Genomic DNA, 18,867 nt, shown 5'->3' on the forward strand with positions numbered 1-18,867 from the left:
TGTCTCCTGGATCATTCGGCCGTCGTGCCTGGGCAAGGTGTCGCGGCCGATAACGTTTGCCGCAAACATAGCACGACGGCGACGTTCCGTTGCGAGGATCAGTCGGCCAGCGCCGTGCGGCCGGCGGCAGTCAGGATCGAATCGTTCTGGGGCGTGTGGATGCGGCTGCAGAGCACATCGCGATAATGCCGCTCCAGCGGGTTATTGCGACTCAAGCCCTGATTACCGGAGAGTTGCAGCGCCAGCTCCACTGCGCGGATGGCATTCCCGGTCACCGTGAACTTGAGCAGCCCGCTATCTTCGGCCGACGGCGGCGTGCCGGCGTCGGTACGCCCCGCCGCATCGTCCAGCAGCACTTCGTTGGCGCGCAGCAGCGCGGCAATCTCGCCGATGGTCTCCTGCACACGCGGCAGGGTTGCCAGCGGCTTGCCAAGACTGCCAGGTGCGCGTTCGCGCACGAAATCCCGAATCCAGTCGTACGCGGCACGCGCCACGGCGTCATAGAGGCTGCCGAGCAGCACCACCATCCATGCCTGCTGGTCGATATTGCCGTCGATATCGGCCTGGCTCGCGCCCGCCGGGGCCCAAGCCGATGGCGGACGGATATCCACCGCATGTTCGATCGGAATCCACACATCCTCCAGCAGGGTCTCATGGCTGCCCGATGCCCGCAGCCCCATGTGGTTCCAGCTTTCGATCACACGGATGCCTGGCGTATCGGCTTCGGGCTTCGGCACAAGGAACACCCCGATCCGCGGCTCCGGTTCGTGCGTGCGCGCCCAGACCGCCAGCCAGCGCAGCGCGGGGATGCCGGTGCTGTAGAGCTTGTGCCCCCGTAGCCGCCAGCGATCGCCCACGCGCGTGGCCACGGTGCCGGGCAGACCACCCCGCGCCGGCGAGCCCAGTTCCGGCTCCACACGCAACGAGTTGATCAGCGCCCCCTCTTCCACGGCCGAGCGGAACACCTGCTCGCGCACCGCCTCCGGCCAGCGTACCTCGTCCCGGCCAATTGCGCGGTGCTGCAGGTAGGTCATCGTCAACACCAGCGCCGTCGCGGCGTCTCCACCGGCCACGGCGGCGATGATGCGGCGCGCCTCCGCCAGCCCGGCGCCACCGCCTCCCGAAGCGACGGGTACCACCTGCGAGATCAGGCCGTACTGGTGCAGCAGCGCGAAGTTGTCATGGGGAAATGTACCGCGCGAGTCGTGATCGGCAGCAGTGGCGGCAAGGCGCGGCGTGAGTTCGGCAAGGACTTTGGCCAGCCGCGCCTCACTGGTCGGCAGCCGGCGCAAGGGGGACGAAGACATCGGGAATCCTTCGGAAGACGTGAACGAATCGCTGCATAGCGTACCGTCCGAAGTGGGCTGGCGATAACGACGCAATTCGCATATCGAGCATCGGTTCCCAACGCATATGGAGTCGCGTTTTTATTCGTTCTCGCGCGGCGCGCGCTGGCTTACGGTGGCGGCTCGAACCGTCTCACGAACCAGGAGCGTCACCCATGAGCGTCGACATCATCGGCATGATCCAGAGCCAGAAACAGTCCGAGATTCACCCACCTGACGGGCCGGTGATCGATCGCGACTACGTGCGCGCGTTCGCGCAGGCCCATGAGCAGGCCGGCTTCGACCGCATCCTGGTGCCTCACCACTCCACCGGGCCATCGGCCACGCTGACGATCTCCTACGCGGCCACCGTGACCGAGCGCATCCATTTCATGCTGGCGCACCGCCCCGGCTTCACGGCGCCGACGCTGGCCGCCCGGCAGATCGCCACGCTCGACCAGTTCAGCGGCGGCCGGCTCGGGGTGCATTTCATCTCGGGCGGATCCGACGACGAACAGCGGCGCGATGGCGACTATCTCGATCACGACCAGCGCTATGCCCGTACCGACGAGTACCTTGGCATCCTGCGCCGCATCTGGACCGAGGACCAGCCCTTCGATCACGAGGGCACGTTCTACCGCTTCCAGCGCGGCTTCTCCGAAGTCAAACCCGCCCAGCAGCCGCATGTGCCGATCTACTTCGGCGGTGCTTCCGAAGCAGCGCTCGCCGTGGCCGGCAAACATGCCGACGTCTACGCGCTGTGGGGCGAATCGCTCGACCAGGTACGCGAGCTGACCACGCGCGTGCGTGCCGAGGCCGCCAGGCATGCCCGCGAGGTGCGTTTCTCAGTGTCGTTCCGGCCCGTGCTGGCGGACACCGAGGAAAAGGCGTGGGCCCGCGCCGACAGCATCCTGGAACGCACCCGTGCGTTGCGCGTGCAGGCCGGCTACAGCCGTGGCGGCCCGCAACAGAGCGAGGGCGCGCGTCGCCTGCTCGCCGCCGCCGACAAGGGCGACCGCGTTGATCAACGTCTGTGGACCGCCATCGCGCGCGAAACCGGCGGCCGGTCGAATTCGACCGGTCTGGTCGGCACGCCGGAACAGGTAGCCGATGCGTTGCTGGCCTACTACGACCTCGGCGTCAGCACGTTCCTGCTCCGCGGCTTCGATCCGCTTGACGACGCCGTCGACTACGGTCGCGAACTGATTCCGCGCGTGCGCGCGCTCGTTGCGCAACGCGATGCCGAGCGCCAGCGCAAGGCAGCCTGAGCCGGCCTGAACAACTGAAAACGGGGAGAAAAACCATGAGCCAGAAGCCGTCCCAACAATCGTCCCGCCCTGACAATCGTCGCCGCAGCCTGCTGCGCCTGGCCGGCACCACGGCCATCGCCGCTCCCGCGCTGATCCTGGGCCGTCAGGCCTGGTCGGCCCCGCGCAAGCTCACCTTCGCATGGAACCAGAATTCCTTCTGCCTGACGCCTATCGTCGTGGCGCAGGAGAAAGGCTTCTTCGAAAAGAACGGCTTGCAGGTGGATCTGATCAACTACAGTGGGTCCACGGACCAGTTGCTCGAGTCAATCGCCACCGGCAAGGCCGATGCCGCCGTGGGCATGATTCATCGCTGGCTCAAGCCGCTCGAAGCCGGCTTCGATGTGAAGATCATCGGCAGCTCGCACGGCGGTTGCGTGCGGCTGGTTGGCGCGAAGGCGGCCGGCGTCACGAACCTTCAGGCACTCAAGGGCAAGACCGTCGGCGTCAGCGACCTGGCCGCACCGGGCAAGCATTTCTTCACGATCCTGCTGGCCAAGAACGGCATCGACCCCGACCGCGACATCACCTGGCGGCAGTACCCGGCCGACCTGCTCGGCGTGGCCGTCGACAAGGGCGAAATCCAGGCAATCGCCGATGGCGACCCGAACCTCTACCTGCTGGAGAAGCGCACCAACGGCGCGTACGTGGAACTGGCCACCAACCTGACGGGCGAATACGCACGGAAGGTCTGCTGCGTGGTGGGGGCGCGGGGCGAGCTGGTTCGCAACGATCGCCCGACGGCGGCCGCGCTGGCGCGTTCGATCGTCCAGGCGACAGACTACGTCAACGAGAACCCTAACGAGGCGGCAAAGGTGTTCGCCAAGTACTCGCCCAAGATCAGCCCGGACGATCTGCGCAAGCTCTACGCCACGCTCACCTACACGCACCACCCGACCGGTGTGGATCTGCAGGAGGAGATCGCGTTCTACGCCGACGACTTCCGCCGCATTGGCGTGCTCAAGAAGTCCACCGATGCCAAACGCCTGGCGCAGCATGTCTACGCCAACGTGCTGGGGTAAGACCATGACGACCAACCAAAGCACCCTTAGCGCGCGGCTCGCGCAACCCGCCCCCAGGACCGTCGCCCCACGCGTGACGGTCTGGCCCACGGGCATCGTGGCGGCGCTGGCCTGGGGCGTGTTCGGCGCCGTGACCTGGCGCTGGCCCAACAAGATGGCCGGGTTCAACGACTGGGCCTATACGGAGGAACTCGGCATCGTCGTGCTCGGTGTATCCGCCGCGCTGTTGTTGCTGGCCCTGACGGGCGGGTACGCAAGCCGAAGTGGGCCGCTTCAGCGCGCGGTCGCCGCACTGCGGGCAGCCGGTCCCTGGCTCGTCGCCCTGCCACTGGTCTTCACCGCCTGGGAGATCCTGACCGCCAAGACCGCGATCCTGCCGACGCCATTCTTCGCGCCGCCCCAGGCGCTGATCGAGGTCTACCTCGACGACTGGCAACGTCTGGGCGACAGCGCATTCAACACGTTGAAGCTGCTCGGCCTTGGCGTGGGATACGGCGCGCTGGCAGGCTTCCTGATTGGTGTGTCGATCGGATGGTCTCGCCGCATCGGCTACTGGATTCACCCCGTGCTGCGTGTGCTTGGCCCCCTGCCCTCCACGGCGCTGCTGCCGCTCACGTTCTACTTCTTTCCGTCGAGCTATTCCGCAGCGGTGTTCCTGATCGCGCTGGCGACCGCGTTTCCGGTGGCGGTGCTGACGTGGTCGGGCGTGGCCGGCGTCAACAAGAGCTACTACGATGTGGCGCGCACGATGGGCGCATCGGGCTGGTTCCTGGTGCTGCGCGTGGCGATCCCCGCCGCGCTGCCTCAGGTATTCGTCGGCCTGTTCATGGGGCTTGGCGCATCGTTCTCCGTGCTCGTCACGGCAGAGATGATGGGCGTGAAATCCGGTCTGGGCTGGTACCTGACCTGGGCTCAGGGCTGGGCATCGTACGTGAACATGTATGCAGCGCTGATCGTCATGGCACTGCTGTTCTCAGGGGTCATCACATTGCTGTTCGCCGTGCGCGACCGCGCGCTCTCCTGGCAGAAAGGAACCGTCAAATGGTAGCCGTAATGGAACACGCCCCCGAGGCCGCTGGCGCCCGGATCGACATTCGCAGTGTCAGCCACGCCTTCGGCGACGGCGCGCGGCGGTTGCCGGTGCTGGACGACGTCAGCCTCGACGTCGCGCCCGGCGAGTTCGTCGCGCTGCTCGGCCCGAGCGGCTGCGGCAAGTCCACGCTGCTGCGGCTGGTGGCCGGGCTCGAAACACCGAACGCCGGGGAGATCCGGCAGGATGGCACGCCCATCGACCACCCCGATCCCTCCCGCATCGTGGTCTTCCAGGATCCCACGCTGTACCCGTGGCGGCGCGTGCGTGACAACGTCGCGCTCGGCCTGCAGGCTCGCGGCCTGTTGCGACGTGAAGGCCATCGCGTCGACGCCGCGCTCCGACGCGTGGGCCTCGAAGCGTTCGCGGATGCCTTCCCGCATCAACTCTCCGGCGGCATGGCGCAACGCGTGGCGCTGGCCCGCGCGCTGGTCAACGATCCACGGCTGCTCGTGCTCGACGAACCGCTCGGCAAACTGGACTCGCTCACGCGCCTGGCCATGCAGAGCGATCTAGTCGAACTGTGGCAACGCGCCGGGTTCTCCGCCCTGCTGGTCACGCACGACGTCGAGGAGGCGCTGTTCCTGGCGCAACGCGTCATCGTATTCAGCCAGCGCCCGGCCAAGATCACCGCGCAGATCGACGTGGACCTGCCCTATCCACGGCATCGCGGCGACCCTCGGCTGACCGAGCTGCGGCACGAAGCGTTGCGGCATCTGGGTCTGGATGCCAGCTGGTAACGGGCAGCGCAACGCATGAATGGACCACCGGCACAGGCGTGGCTCAACACGCTGCTCACGCTGTTGCAGGATGGGCAGCTTGCGCTATTGCGGCTCTGGCATGGGCTGCACCTCTCCGGTGACGCGCATGGCCAGCCCGCCTGGCCGTGGGCCCGGAGAATCGCGGGGGAAACGCTGCTGATCGATCTGGGTCTGGCACGTCAGGTCGCATGGAGCCTTGCGGCAATCGCGGCGGCGCTGGCCTGTGTCGCCGTCGCCGGCATCTGGCGTGGCAAGCGGCTGACCTGGCTCGCTGCCGCGGCGCTGACGCTTATCCTCGCACCCTGGCCATCGCCGGCATTGTTGTTCACCCCTGCCGCACCCACCAGTTTTCACCGCAGCCCCACCCGCTTCTCAGCCGACAGCATCGCGCATGGCGCACGTCTCTACGCGCAGCATTGCGCCGCTTGCCACGGCGAGGATGGCCGGGGTGAAGGACCGCTCGCGGCCGGGCTATCGCGATGGCCACCAACGTTCGTCGGCCCGTTACTGGGACGCCGCGCCGGCGGCGATCTGTTCTGGCATATCGCCAATGGGATGCGCGATAGCGAGGGCCGGCAGACGATGCCCGCATTCTCGCGAGCGTTCGACGATGCCGACACCTGGGCCGTGATCGACTACACCAAGGTGCTGGCCGCCGGCACTGCCGCCAGGACGTTCGGCAACTGGCCGATCCCATTGCGTCTGTTCGACGTCACGGTACGCTGCGGACAGGATGCGGGGCGCCCGATGGCCGACTGGCGCGGACATCAGCGCGTCCGAGTGGTGGCATTCGAGGGCGAGGGCTATGCCGGCGCGCTGCCACTGGAAGACCCACGCTTTCTGACATTGCTGCTGACGCGCGATGGGAAGCCGCCCGTCAATGTCCCACAGTTCCGCGCGGGGTGCGTCGCCGCATCACCGCTAGCCTGGGACGCATACGCCCGCATCGCCGGCATTGCCCCCAACAGACTGGCTGGCACCGAGTTCCTGGCCGATCGCGATGGCTGGCTGCGCGCGCGATCCCTGCCGGGCCGAGATGCGTGGGGTACCGCCGATCTGCTCTGTTCGACCGGTCAGGTCAACAAGGACCGTGGCCCGACATCGCCCGGCACGGATGGCCTCACGTCACTGCTGTTGCGCATGGATGCCGAACCCGTCCGATTCGTCCAGGGAGGCTTTATCCACTAGTCCCCCCGGGCATCCGGTTGCGTCGGATCAAGTCACGGAGCAGCTTCAGAAAGGGCCGCCATCGCGCATCGAAAAATCCTCACATTGCGCCCCTTTGCCCCCCGTAGCGTATGCACTCCTCAATCGCTACGGACTGCTTCCGATGTCACTGGATCTTCTGCCCGCGGATGCCGGCCCCGACTTCGCCGTGGGGGCCGCCAAACCCTGGACGGGCCGCTATCCCGTCTCGTCCGGGCTCTTCGAAGTCCGCCCGGCGCGAATGCCGCGCGACGTATTGCCGGTGTTTGACGACGACCTCGACTGTATCGTCGGCTACCAGCGCGCATTCGCCGATCGCTGCCATCTCTTCGATCTGAATGGCGACATGCTTGGTGTATGGGAAGCCATGACGGCACTGCCGCCGCCGGCGGAACGTGGCTCGTTGATGGTAGTGGGCGGCTTGTGGAAGGCCAACGTGCGTGGCATGACCGCACTGGGATTGAACGGCTCAGGCATGGCGCTGGCACCCGCGATGCTCGCGCAGTTGCGTTCGCGTTTCGCCGCACTGGCGGACACGCCGCTGCTCTATACGGAGGCCGCACACGCACGCATGAGCGATCCGCAGCGCTTCGTCCCTGTGCATATCTTGCGGCTGGCAATGCGCCACGGGGAGCGCATTGCGCCGCCTGAAGGACTGAAGGGCGTGGCCCGTTACATGATCGGACTACGGATTCGCCAACTGCCGTTCATGCTGGATCTGGTCACGGCGCATGCCGGCGCCACGATCGTCGCATTCAACTACTGGCGTTACGCCGACACGTCGCCCGTAGCACAATCGCGGGGCAATCCCTGACTTGCGCCGGCACCGTGACCAGTGACCTGGGCAACCGCCGCCAGCACCTCGTCGACCGGAGGGCGCACGCCGTTGTCGCCGACCGAGATCGACTGGCCAGGCCGATTCACGCCGAAATGCGGCCGCGACGTCGCGGTGAAGATCATGACCGTGGGCTTGCCGAGCGCATCGGCCAGGTGCACGAACCCCGTGTCCATGCCGACGACCAGCGCCGCCGCATCGACACGCTGCGCGCACTCTGTGATCGACATGCGCGGCAGCACTTCCGCGCCAGGAATGGCGGCCGCTAGTGCCTTCGCCTCTTCGTGCTCCTGCTGCGATCCCCACGGCAACTGCACGCGGTAGCCCCGGAGCGAGAGCGCGTGGCCCACCTCGATCCAGTTTGCCTGCGGCCACTTCTTGATCTCGGCGGACGTAGCGTGAAACAGCATCGCACGCGGCACGCCGTCTGCGGCGAGCGGCGCGGCCGGCTTCGGGATGCTCAACTCGCAGGTTTCCTGCGGCTCGATCTCGTAGCCGAGCGCATTGGCCACCACGAGGCGCATCTTGTGCCGGCAGTCCGCATCACCGTGCGGCCCGAACAGTTCGGTATAGGCAAATTCGGCGCGTGACTCACCGAGAAATTCGGCGGCATACCCCAGGCGGCGGCGGGTCCGGGACAGGCGCGCAACGATCGCGCTCTTGTAGACACCATGCACGTCGATGGCCACGTCGTAGGGCTCGCGGCGCAACTCGCGCACCGCGCCGAGAATGCCACGCAGGTCTCGCCACTTCTTGCCGTTTTTCTTGAACTGGCGCAGCGGCGGTGCAATCACACGATCAATGCCGACCGTCCAACGCGGGATATCCGCGCAGGAGGCATCGGCTACCCAGTCGATTTTCGCGCCGGGATAGGCGCGTCGCAGATCGTGGACCAGCGGTAACGTATGCACCATGTCACCGAGCGACGTGATCTTGATCAGTAGGATGCGCTTCATGAGGTGTGGGTCGGCCACGATGGCCAGCAAAAATGGGGGCGCCGCGGGACAGGCCGCGTTTTGGAAGGCGCTAGTATGCCTCAGCCAGTCGCGCGCAGCATCCCGGCAAGCGCGCTTGTCCACCACCTCCAACCCGACGCCGGCACCTGACCGGCGTGTATTCCTGCCGATTCCTGCCGATTCCTGCCGCTAGTGCCAAACCGATGCATCGGCCACAACGGTGGCGAACCGGTCATTCAAGGCTGCCAGGGTAACGCGATGCAGTTCGGCTGCGGACAACGGTGCACCTCCCAGTGGATCGGGCAAATCACGCGTGGCGCAGGCAGCGGCCACCAGCGTCACGCGGTAGCCGTGGTCGAGCGCGGACCGGACGGTCGCGCTGATGCACATATGGGTCTGGAAGCCCGCCACGATCAGTTCCTTCCTGCCCGTGGCTGCCAGGAGATCGGCCAGGTCGGTGCCGGCAAAGCTGTTCGGCAGGTGCTTGACCACGGACTGCTCGCCATCGACCGGAGTCAGACCTTCGATGATCGCCGCGTGAGGTCCAGCCGGATCGAACGCCCCGCCCGCCTTCCCGTGGTGCACGACGTGAATCACCGGCGAGCCGTGCCGGCGCGCCAACGCCAGAAGCTCTGCGCAGCTTGCCACCGCCTCGGGCATACCGGTCAGCGGCAGCTTGCCGTCGACATACTCGCGCTGATGATCCACCAGCACAAGAACGGCATCCGACCAGGCGGATGGCAGGCGGCTCGCGCCTGCAGCGTCGAGAAGCGTTGTTGGAACGGGGGCGACTGACATCTCACATCTCCATGGCCAGGTGACTATGCAGGCATCGTAGGACAGGCTAAGCTGTGCGCCAATTCGCCACTCATTCACAATCACTGTGCAAAAAAGCACAATCTCATGGGATGATCTGCTGACGCTGTCAACGCTGATGCGGGCCGGCAGCTATTCCGCCTGCGCACGCGAACTCGATATCACCCATGCCACAGCCATCCGGCGGATCCGGCGCCTGGAAACAGCGCTGGGAAAGCCGGTTGCCACCCGGGCGGACGGCACCTTTGTGCTGACCGCGGCGGGTCGCAACGCACTGATCGCGGCACGCCAGATGGAGCAGTCCGCCGACCGCCTGCTGCGGGAAATCGAAGGCGTGGCATCGGGGGTCTCGGGGGTGGTGCGGGTGGCAGCCACCGCGGCGATGGGCACCTGCCTGCTGACGCCGCGCCTGCCGGCGCTCTACGCAGCCAATCCAGAGGCGGAAGTCAGGCTCGAACTGGACAACCGGGTAGCCAGCTTGGCCAGGCGCCGCGCGCATATCGCGGTGCGTCTGGCGCGGCCGCAGGAAGACACGGTGGTCGCCCAACGCGCGGGGACCGTGCATTTCGGGCTCTATGCGCCGGCCGGTATGCCGGTGACTACCGCGCTCGCCAGCGATACGCCACTCTGTGGCCTGCTCGACGAGGGTTTCACGCTGCCGGAAGTGGAGTGGCCGAAATCGCTAAATCGGCGTTTCGCATTCCAGTCCAACAGCCTGCTGGCGGTCAGCCAGGCAGTGCGCACCGGCCTGGGGGTTGCCCTGCTCCCCCACTACCTCGCCGCCGGAGACCCGGGCCTGACCCTGGCGCAGGACGTACCCGAGGTCACCCGTGAAATCTGGCTGGCCTACCCGGCCGAGTTTCGCGGGGCGTCACGCTTCCGCCCGGTCATCGACTGGCTGGTCGAAGCGCTGGCCGAGTGCCGCTGACAATCCTCTCATTCGCCGCACAGGAAGCTCCCGAATGTCGCGCCACCGCCACGGTGTGCGCCATGTTCCACCTCGCGTGCGATCACACACGCGTTTGTGCCGGTACTCCCAAGGCAACCGATAGCAGTTCTGCTACGCTTTGAACCGGTTGCCGATGATAGATAGGTGGGGCCAATCAATGACAGCATCCAGGCAGCCAAATACGGGTCAGTGCGCGAACAGACAAGAATCATGCGGCACTCATTGAAGTACCGGATGGCGATCGCCGCCGCAATTGTGGTTACGCTGGTATTTGTGGCACGCGCGGGGATTTCCCAGTGGTACGCCTATGGGCGCCTGAACGATCTCGTTCAGAGCCAGCAGGACACACTGGTGAGGCTCGTCGCCAACCAATTGGACGAGAAGCTCGAATCACGCGCAGTCGTGCTGCGACGGCTCGCCCACAACCTGTCGCCTGTGCTCGACGCACCCTCCGCCCGACAGCGCCAGCTTGCCGCCGACACCATCGACATACCAGAGCAATTCAACGCGGTCTTCATGGCATGGCCCGACGGCACACTCGCGTTCAGCACGGCGGTTCCGGATGGCGTCAAGATGACGATCGGCGACCGCGACTACTTCAAGGAAATCCTGCGCGGCTCCCCGTTTGTCGTTTCGGACCTGCTGCAGGGCAAACACAGTGCCGCCCCCGGCGTCATCCTCGCCGTGCCCCTGCTGGGTGCGAAGGGTGAACTGCGCGCCGTCGTCGGCGGCATCCTGAACCTGTCCGCGGACAACTTCCTGCGCGAGCTGGCAGGCAGCCGCATCGGCCTGACCGGTTTCTATTGCCTGGTCTCGGCCGGTCCGAATCCACGCTATGCCATGCATCCCGACAGCGCCAAGGTGCTCACGCCCGCACGCGCCTCGGGAGAATCCTGCGGCGCTGAACAGCCAGCCTCGCGCTGGGAAATGCTGGAGCCGCAGCAACCGGTCGTCGCACGCCACCTGCTGGCATCAAACGGGTGGGAGGTGATATCGGTCCTGCCCGCCAAGGAAGCCTACGGGCCGCTGCTCGAAGCCCGCCAACATGCCATCGTCATCGGCTTCGTTTCCTTGATCTTTGCGGCCGCGCTGATGTGGATGACGATCCGTTTCCTGTTGGCCCCGCTCGAACACCTGCATCGCGCCGTCAGGCAACTGGCCACGCGCCCATCCGCTGTGGCGGACCTGCCCGTCGACCGCGAGGACGAAATCGGCGAGCTTGCCGGCGCCTTCTGCGAGGTCATGCAGCAACTCTCCGAGCGCGAGGCAGCGCTCAAGGCCGCCAACGACAGCGCCGCAGCGAGCGAGAAACGCTTCGTGGCCATCGCCAATCATGTTCCCGAGTTCGTCGCTTTCATCGATGCCAGCGAGCGGTTCGCGTTCGTCAATCAGGCCTATGCGCGACACTATGGTCTGCCGGCCGACCAGATCACGGGCCTTTCTGTGCGAGAGCTCTGGGGCACGCCAGACTACGTCGCCAACAAGCCCTACCTCGAGCGTGCAAGCACTGGCGAAGTCGTGACCTTCACGCGAGAAACGTCCGACGGCACCGCCCGGGAGATCACCTACCAGCCAGCGTGGAACGATACGCAGGACGTTCTCACCGGCCTGCACATGTTCGCCCGCGATGTGACCGGCGAACGCCTGAAGCTGCGCACGCTCGAAGCCCAGACGCTGTCCGACCACCTGACCGGCCTGCTGAATCGCAAGGGCTTCGACCGGCGACTGCAGGAAGCCATGGCGCGAGCGGACTCGGCAGATCACGGCGCCGCGCTGCTGCTAGTGGACCTCGACGATTTCAAGGCGGTCAACGACAGCTACGGCCATCCAGTCGGCGACCGCCTGCTCGTCGCTTTCGCCGAACGACTGCGCACCTGTGTACGCAGCGGCGATGCCGTGGCCCGAATTGGCGGCGACGAGTTCGCCATCATCCTCGAACACATCACCACGCCGAGTATCGTCGAACGCATCGGACATGCTGTCGTTCATGCGGCGCTACGCCCGTTCACGATCGATGGCCAGATACTCGTCTCGACGTGCAGCGTCGGCAGCGCGCTCCACCAATCCGGCCAGAGCGCATCCGTCAGCGAACTGTTCATACGGGCGGATATGGCCCTGTACGACGCCAAGCGGCATGGCAAAGCCTGCTACTCGTCGACCGGCCCCAACAAGGCCGCAGATATCGCTCCGCACGCGTAGCTGACGCGCCCCATTCGCAGCCCCGCCTCAGGCAACCGATAAGTCGTGCTCCGCTCCGGAAACAAGGGTCAGCTTTCTGCCAGAGACGCGCCTGACCACGTCAAGCAGCCCTGCCCGGCGCATCGCCTCGGCGAGCGTTGGGTCTTCGAGAACATGCAGGCCCAATGCGGAGCGCCAGACAAGTCGCAGGACCACCAGTCTTTCCAGCGCCCGCTCCACCTCGGCATAGTCGAGACGCGACGATGGCTCGCCTGACAGGGCGTTCATGACTCGCCGATAGGTTTGCATCGTTGGCGCGCTGAATCCGGCGAACATCTGTTTGCTCGTCGCCATGACGCGGATGATCGCGTCATCGAGCGGCGGCAGTTCTTCCAGCGTTCGCATGGTCGGCGCATGAACAGCGCGCATCTGTTCGTCGATCCGCCGTTCGAGCACCGCTGCCGCATCGCCCCCGACAAGGCCGTCCCCGCCCGCCGCAACCGCCGCGGACTCGAATAGCTCGGGACGATACGCCGCACGCGCGAACAGATGCGTCATGACATCGGCGTTCAGTACGTCGGAAAAGCCGTGCCGCGACCGGAACCAATCGATGTAGTCACGCCCCAGCACCGGAAAGATCCGTTCCGTCGCGCAGAAGAATGCCTCGCGCGAGCCAAGCAGCATGCGCAGCTTGACGTGATCGGAGCCCGTGGCGATGATGCGCAGGCCGTGATGGGCGAAGTTCAGTTCATCGCGTGCCGCCTTGAGCGCGAACATCGCGTTGTTGCCGCGCCGGGTGGCCATGCACTGCTGAGCTTCGTCGATGACCAGCGCAATGGGCCGCTGGACCTTGTCCGACAGTTCGGCCAGCGCATCGGACAGGGCAATGCCCTTGCCGAGCCCCACCCGGTCTATGGAGAAAGAAAAGCCTCCGAATCCGAACCGGTCCAGCCCCACGGCGCGCGCCGCTCTGGCAACGACTCCCTCATGCGCGGCCAGTGCCCGGCGCACGACGTCGACGATCACGTCGCCAGGATCGACATCGTTGTTTTTCCATAGATCCGCCACCAGAACCAGTGCGCCACGACGCTCGAGTGCCGGCTGAAGGTCCTCCCGCAGAAACGTGGACTTGCCCGTGCGGCGTGGCGCCGACAGGAACAACCCCGACCACGCCATGCCCGTCCGTGAATCGCCCATCAGCTCGTCGGCGAGTTCGGCCGCGAGCTGTCGCCGTCTGAAAATGCTTTCGGATTCGTTCATCTTTGCCTCTGTCCATGAGATCCAACTGCGAGCGATTCTAGATAGCCATGGGAGGCTTTAGGGTGTCGAATACGGAGTGCAACGCGGAAGTTCCAAACTGGCACAGATCCGGCACAAAACGAAACGGCGACGCAACAGCGCCGCCGTTCCTCCCTACAAGCCGAACACCCCGTTCAGCAACAATCAGCGCACGCGCCCTTCCTTCCACGCCTGCAGCAGCTTGTCATAGGCGATGGTTTCGCCCTTTGGTTTTTCATTGTCCAGCTTCTTCCACGGCGCATGCTCCGACGACAGCCACTTCGACGGATCGCTCTTCGGATTGAGCTTCGGCGCGCAATTCGCCATGCCGGCACGCTGCAGGCGGCCCATCACGTTGTCCATCTCCTCGGCCAGGGTATCCATCGCCACCTGAGGCGTCTTTTCGCCCGTCACCGCAGTGGCCACGTTCTTCCACCACAGTTGCGCCAGCTTCGGATAGTCAGGCACGTTGTTGCCAGTCGGCGTCCAGGCCACGCGGGCCGGGCTGCGGTAGAACTCGATCAGGCCACCATACTTGTCCGCGTTCTTGGTCAGGTACTCGTGGTGAATATCGCTGTCGCGGATGAAGGTCAGGCCGGTCAGCGATTTCTTCAGCGACACCGTCTTGGACGTCACGAACTGCGCGTAGAGCCAGGCGGCAGCCAGACGGTTCGGATCGGTGTTCTTGAAGAAGGTCCACGAGCCGACGTCCTGGTAGCCGTTCTGCATCCCCTGCTTCCAGTACGGGCCGTACGGCGACGGCGCCATGCGCCACTTCGGCGAGCCATCGGCATTGACCACCGGCAGGCCCTTCTTGGTCATGTCGGCCGTGAACGCCGTGTACCAGAAGATCTGCTGCGCCACCTGGCCCTGGGCAGGCACCGGGCCCGCCTCGGAGAAGGTCATGCCCATGGCCTGCGGCGGCGCGTACTTCTTCATCCAGTCGATGTACTTGGTCAGCGCGTAGACCGCGGCCGGGCTGTTCGTGGCGCCGCCACGCGAGACCGACGCACCAACCGGCGTGCACTTGTCCTCGGCCACGCGAATGCCCCACTCGTCCACCGGCATGCCATTGGGCAGCCCCTTGTCGGCCGATCCGGCCATCGACAGCCACGCATCGGTGAAGCGCCAGCCGAGCGACGGATCCTTCTTGCCATAGTCCATGTGGCCGAACACCTTCTTGCCGTCCAGTTCCTTCACGTCGTTGGTGAAGAAGTTGGCGATGTCCTCGTAGGCGGACCAGTTGGTCGGCACGCCCAGGTCATAGCCATACTTGGCCTTGAACTTCTCCTGCAGGTCCTTGCGCGCGAACCAGTCGGCGCGGAACCAGTACAGGTTGGCGAACTGCTGGTCCGGCAGCTGGTAGAGCTTGCCGTCCGGCGCCGTGGTGAACTTCGTCCCGATGAAGTCCTTGATGTCGATGCCGGGGTTCGTGTACTCCTTGCCCACGCCGGTCATGTAGTCGGACAGCGGCAGGATCGCGCCATAGCGATAGTGCGTGCCGATCAGATCCGAGTCAGAGATCCAGCCATCGTAGATCGACTTGCCGGACTGCATCGACGTCTGCAGCTTTTCCACGACATCGCCTTCCTGGATGATGTCGTGGTTGACCTTGATGCCGGTGATTTCCTCGAAGGCCTTGGCCAGCGTCTTGGATTCGTACTCGTGCGTGGTAATGGTTTCGGACACCACGTTGATCTGGGTGACACCCTTCGCCTTGAGCTTGGCGGCGGCGTCCATGAACCACTTCATTTCCGCCATCTGCTTGTCCTTGGACAGCGACGACGGCTGGAACTCGTTGTCTACCCACTTCTTCGCGGAGGCCTCGTCGGCCCAGGCCGCATGACCGCAAGCCAGCGCGGCCGCAAAGGCCAGGGCCGACATCCCCAACTTCACGCGCTCTTTCATCTGTGTCTCCTCATGAACCCCTTCCCCGGCTCTCTGTAATTGGGTTGCGGCCCTGGGGAAGGGACAAGATCTCGCAGCCCACATCAGCAAAATCCGCGTTGCGCCGGAACACTAGCCCCGGCGCATGATCAGCAGCAGCACCAGAGCAGAGACGCCCGCGCTGATCCATATCGATGGTTCTTCGGCCAGTTGCAGCCAGCTCTGGATCTTTTCACCCAGCCCTACCCATGCAAGGTTGACCCACGCCGCGCACATCAGCCCGATGAACAGGCGGTCGCCACGCGTGGTGGCGATCGGCAGGAAGCCCTTGCGCATCACCGTCGGCGTACGGGTTTCCCAGATCGTCATGCCGATCAGCATCACCACCACCGCGGCAAAGAACACGGCCACGGGCGTGGTCCATACCATCCAGCTCAGCATCGGTGCCTCCCTTAAACGCGGCCCATCGCGAAGCCTTTCGCGATGTAGTGCCGCACAAACCAGATCACGATGGCGCCCGGCACGATGGTCAGCACGCCGGCCGCGGCCAGCACGCCCCAGTCCATGCCGGACGCCGACACCGTGCGCGTCATCGTCGCAACGATCGGCTTGGCGTTGACGGACGTCAGCGTCCGCGCCAGCAGCAGTTCCACCCAGCTGAACATGAAGCAGAAGAACGCCGCCACGCCCACGCCGGCCTTGATCAGCGGCAGGAAGATCGTCAGGAAGAAACGCGGGAACGAGTAGCCGTCGACGTAGGCGGTCTCGTCAATCTCGCGTGGCACGCCCGACATGAAACCCTCCAGGATCCACACCGCAAGCGGCACGTTGAACACCAGGTGCGCCAGCGCCACGCCAAGGTGTGTATCCATCAGCCCGATCGTCGTGTAGAGCTGGAAGAACGGCAGCAGGAACACAGCGGGCGGCGTCATGCGGTTGGTCAGCAGCCAGAAGAACACGTGCTTGTCGCCGATAAACTGGTAGCGCGAGAACGCGTAGGCGGCCGGGAGCGCCACGCCGATCGATATCACCGTATTCAGGACCACGTAGATCATCGAGTTGATGTAGCCCGAGTACCACGACGCGTCGGTGAAGATCGTCACGTAGTGCTCGAGCGTGAACGATGCCGGCCAGAGCGAGAGTGTCGAGACGATCTCCTCGTTGGTCTTGAACGACATGTTCACCATCCAGTAGATCGGCACGATCGCGAACAACAGGTAGGTAGTCAGGAATACGGGCCGCCACCAGCTGGCGCGCTGGCCCGGAAGCACGTGCTCAGCCATTTGGAATCTCCTCGGCGCCCGCCGTGCCGGCGCGTTGCATCCAGTTGTAGAGGATGAAGCAGGTCAGCAGGATGATCAGGAAGTAGATGATCGAGAACGCCGCGGCCGGCCCCAGATCAAACTGGCCCACCGCCTTCTGCGTCAGGTATTGCGACAGGAACGTGGTGGCGTTGCCCGGGCCACCGCCGGTCAGCACGAACGGCTCCGTGTAGATCATGAAGCTGTCCATGAAACGCAGCAGCACCGCGATCATCAGCACACCGCGCAGCTTCGGCAACTGGATGAAGCGAAACACCGCGAAGCGCGATGCGCCGTCGATCTGCGCCGCCTGGTAGTAGGCATCCGGGATGGCCCGCAGCCCCGCGTAGCAGAGCAATGCCACCAGGGGTGTCCAGTGCCACACGTCCATGACGAGCACGGTAACCCAGGCGTCGAACGCGCTACCGGTGTAGTTGTAGGCGAAGCCTAGCCCGTCGAGCGCGGCCCCGAGCAGGCCGATATCGGTACGGCCGAAGATCTGCCAGATCGTGCCGACCACGTTCCAGGGAATCAGCAGCGACAGCGCGATGATGACCAGCGTTGCCGATGCCTTCCAGCCCTTGGCCGGCATCGACAGCGCCAGCAGGATGCCGAGCGGAATCTCCACGCACAGCACGGCCAGCGAGAAACCAAGCTGACGGAACAGCGCACCATGCAGTTCCTCGTCTCGCAGCACGGTGCGGAACCATTCAGTACCGACGAACACCCGCCGATCGGGCGAGATGATGTCCTGCACCGAGTAATTGACGATTGTCATCAATGGCAGGATGGCCGAGAACGCCACGCACAGCACCACTGGCAGCACCAGCAGCCAGGCCTTCTGGTTGACGGGCTTCATTGGACCAGTTCCTCGTTGACGTAGAAGCAGGTATGCCGGTTGAACACTGACAACCACGCGGTATCGCCAGCACGCAGATGCGCGGCCTCGGTTCCCAGCCGCGCGCGCAGGGTCGCGGCTTCGCCGTGGTCTACCGTCGAGGACACCAGCCAGTACGTGCCGATATCCTGCGCGCGCTCCACGCGCACGGGCAGCGCTTGCGGATCGTTGCCGGCTGCCAGCTTCAGGTACTCCGGACGCACGCCGACCTTGAAGGTGCCGGCAGCCTGCAGCCTCGCTGCCACATCTGGCGACAGGTCGGGCGCGTAGCGCCGCCCCGCCATCTCGATGCCGCCATCGCGCCATTGGCCCTGCAGGAAATTCATGCCGGGCGAGCCGATGAAGTGCCCCACGAAGGTGTGCGCGGGCCGCTCGAACAATGCATCGGCCGAGCCCACCTGCACAGCCTTTCCACGCGACATGACCACAACCTGATCGGCAAAGGTCAGTGCCTCGGTCTGGTCATGGGTCACGTAGATCAGCGTCAGGCGAAATTCGTGGTGGATCTCCTTGAGCTTGCGACGGAGTTGCCATTTCAGGTGCGGGTCAATCACGGTCAGCGGCTCGTCGAACAGGATCGCCGATACGTCCTGCCGCACCAGACCACGACCCAGCGAGATCTTCTGCTTCGCGTCGGCAGCCAGCCCGCTGGCGCGGCGGTCCAGCGACGCCGAAAGGTCGAGCATTTCGGCCACGCGCCCCACCCGCTCCTTGACCTGCGCGGCCGGTACACCGCGATTGCGCAGTGGGAACGCGAGGTTCTCGCCGACCGTCATCGTGTCGTAGATCACCGGGAACTGGAATACCTGGGCGATATTGCGTGCCTGCGGCGAATCGCCAGTCACGTCCTTGCCATCGAAGCTGATCGTGCCTTGCGAAGGACGCAGCAGACCCGAGATGCAGTTCAGCAGCGTAGTCTTGCCGCAGCCTGACGGGCCCAGCAGCGCGTAGGCGCCGCCATCCTCGAACGTGAAATGTAGTGGCAGCAGCGCGTAGTCCTCATCCTTCTGCGGATTGGCGACATAGGCGTGCGCGAGATCGAGATCGATACGTGCCAT

The 18,867-nt window shown here is 65.1% G+C and carries 17 protein-coding genes; 8 read left to right on the top strand and 9 right to left on the bottom strand.

Translation table 11 applies throughout. The features are described 5' to 3' along the window. Positions 1–98: 98 nt before the first annotated feature. On the bottom strand, positions 99–1,307 hold the full coding sequence (locus K6G35_RS10155) for an acyl-CoA dehydrogenase family protein (protein WP_495675635.1): 1,209 nt from the start codon (positions 1,305–1,307) through the stop codon (positions 99–101). Between the two features lie 194 nt (positions 1,308–1,501). On the opposite strand from K6G35_RS10155, the gene K6G35_RS10160 reads away from it, so the two are divergent. The 6 genes from K6G35_RS10160 to K6G35_RS10185 all read left to right on the top strand — a co-directional run bounded on the left by K6G35_RS10160 (position 1,502) and on the right by K6G35_RS10185 (position 7,525). Beyond that, positions 1,502–2,593: an LLM class flavin-dependent oxidoreductase gene (locus tag K6G35_RS10160; protein WP_008641588.1), complete on the top strand. Its 1,092-nt coding sequence runs from the start codon at positions 1,502–1,504 to the stop codon at positions 2,591–2,593. Positions 2,594–2,628: 35 nt separating this feature from the next. Continuing rightward, positions 2,629–3,654, top strand: a complete 1,026-nt coding sequence (locus tag K6G35_RS10165; RefSeq protein WP_008641586.1) for an ABC transporter substrate-binding protein — start codon at positions 2,629–2,631, stop codon at positions 3,652–3,654. Positions 3,655–3,658: 4 nt separating this feature from the next. Next, positions 3,659–4,702, top strand: a complete 1,044-nt coding sequence (locus tag K6G35_RS10170; protein ID WP_495675636.1) for an ABC transporter permease — start codon at positions 3,659–3,661, stop codon at positions 4,700–4,702. Further along, positions 4,696–5,484 carry an ABC transporter ATP-binding protein gene (locus tag K6G35_RS10175; RefSeq protein ID WP_008641582.1) on the top strand — a complete coding sequence of 263 codons (789 nt, stop codon included), beginning with the start codon at positions 4,696–4,698 and terminating at the stop codon, positions 5,482–5,484. The genes K6G35_RS10170 and K6G35_RS10175 overlap by 7 nt, the downstream gene beginning before the upstream one ends. A 15-nt stretch (positions 5,485–5,499) precedes the next feature. Continuing rightward, complete coding sequence (locus tag K6G35_RS10180; protein WP_008641581.1) at positions 5,500–6,693, top strand: c-type cytochrome; 1,194 nt, start codon at positions 5,500–5,502, stop codon at positions 6,691–6,693. 142 nt (positions 6,694–6,835) lie between these two features. Beyond that, entirely contained in the window at positions 6,836–7,525 is a 690-nt protein-coding gene (locus tag K6G35_RS10185; protein WP_008641579.1) for a hypothetical protein, read from the top strand. On the opposite strand, the gene waaC is transcribed toward K6G35_RS10185, so the two are convergent. Both waaC and K6G35_RS10195 read right to left on the bottom strand, forming a co-directional pair. Next, positions 7,480–8,502, bottom strand: coding sequence for a lipopolysaccharide heptosyltransferase I (gene waaC, locus K6G35_RS10190; protein WP_035882357.1), 1,023 nt, complete (start codon positions 8,500–8,502; stop codon positions 7,480–7,482). The two genes, K6G35_RS10185 and waaC, sit on opposite strands and share 46 nt — an antisense overlap. 189 nt (positions 8,503–8,691) lie before the next feature. Beyond that, a complete protein-coding gene (locus K6G35_RS10195) occupies positions 8,692–9,300 on the bottom strand; it encodes a cysteine hydrolase family protein (protein ID WP_008641567.1) in 609 nt (202 codons plus the stop codon). An 85-nt stretch (positions 9,301–9,385) separates the two neighbouring features. On the opposite strand from K6G35_RS10195, the gene K6G35_RS10200 reads away from it, so the two are divergent. Continuing rightward, positions 9,386–10,246 (top strand): LysR family transcriptional regulator, encoded by an 861-nt coding sequence (locus tag K6G35_RS10200; protein ID WP_035882284.1) that lies wholly within the window; start codon positions 9,386–9,388, stop codon positions 10,244–10,246. Between the two features lie 231 nt (positions 10,247–10,477). Continuing rightward, the gene (locus tag K6G35_RS10205) at positions 10,478–12,466 is read left to right on the top strand and encodes a sensor domain-containing diguanylate cyclase (RefSeq protein WP_495675637.1); all 1,989 of its coding nucleotides are present in this window, start codon (positions 10,478–10,480) and stop codon (positions 12,464–12,466) included. Between the two features lie 27 nt (positions 12,467–12,493). Here the strand turns inward: K6G35_RS10205 and K6G35_RS10210 are convergent, their stop codons facing one another. The 6 genes from K6G35_RS10210 to K6G35_RS10235 form a co-directional block, all read right to left on the bottom strand. After that, positions 12,494–13,705, bottom strand: a complete 1,212-nt coding sequence (locus tag K6G35_RS10210; RefSeq protein WP_495675638.1) for an ATP-binding protein — start codon at positions 13,703–13,705, stop codon at positions 12,494–12,496. A 183-nt stretch (positions 13,706–13,888) separates the two neighbouring features. Further along, entirely contained in the window at positions 13,889–15,619 is a 1,731-nt protein-coding gene (locus K6G35_RS10215; protein ID WP_008641556.1) for an ABC transporter substrate-binding protein, read from the bottom strand. Between the two features lie 123 nt (positions 15,620–15,742). Next, positions 15,743–16,051: a DUF2160 domain-containing protein gene (locus K6G35_RS10220; protein WP_008641555.1), complete on the bottom strand. Its 309-nt coding sequence runs from the start codon at positions 16,049–16,051 to the stop codon at positions 15,743–15,745. Positions 16,052–16,062: 11 nt separating this feature from the next. After that, positions 16,063–16,893: a carbohydrate ABC transporter permease gene (locus tag K6G35_RS10225; RefSeq protein ID WP_008641554.1), complete on the bottom strand. Its 831-nt coding sequence runs from the start codon at positions 16,891–16,893 to the stop codon at positions 16,063–16,065. After that, positions 16,886–17,770 carry a carbohydrate ABC transporter permease gene (locus K6G35_RS10230; protein WP_008641553.1) on the bottom strand — a complete coding sequence of 295 codons (885 nt, stop codon included), beginning with the start codon at positions 17,768–17,770 and terminating at the stop codon, positions 16,886–16,888. The genes K6G35_RS10225 and K6G35_RS10230 overlap by 8 nt, the downstream gene beginning before the upstream one ends. Continuing rightward, the gene (locus K6G35_RS10235) at positions 17,767–18,867 is read right to left on the bottom strand and encodes an ABC transporter ATP-binding protein (protein ID WP_008641552.1); all 1,101 of its coding nucleotides are present in this window, start codon (positions 18,865–18,867) and stop codon (positions 17,767–17,769) included. Before K6G35_RS10235 ends, K6G35_RS10230 begins: the two co-directional genes overlap by 4 nt.

The sequence above is a fragment of the Cupriavidus sp. HY129 genome, assembly GCF_059492215.1.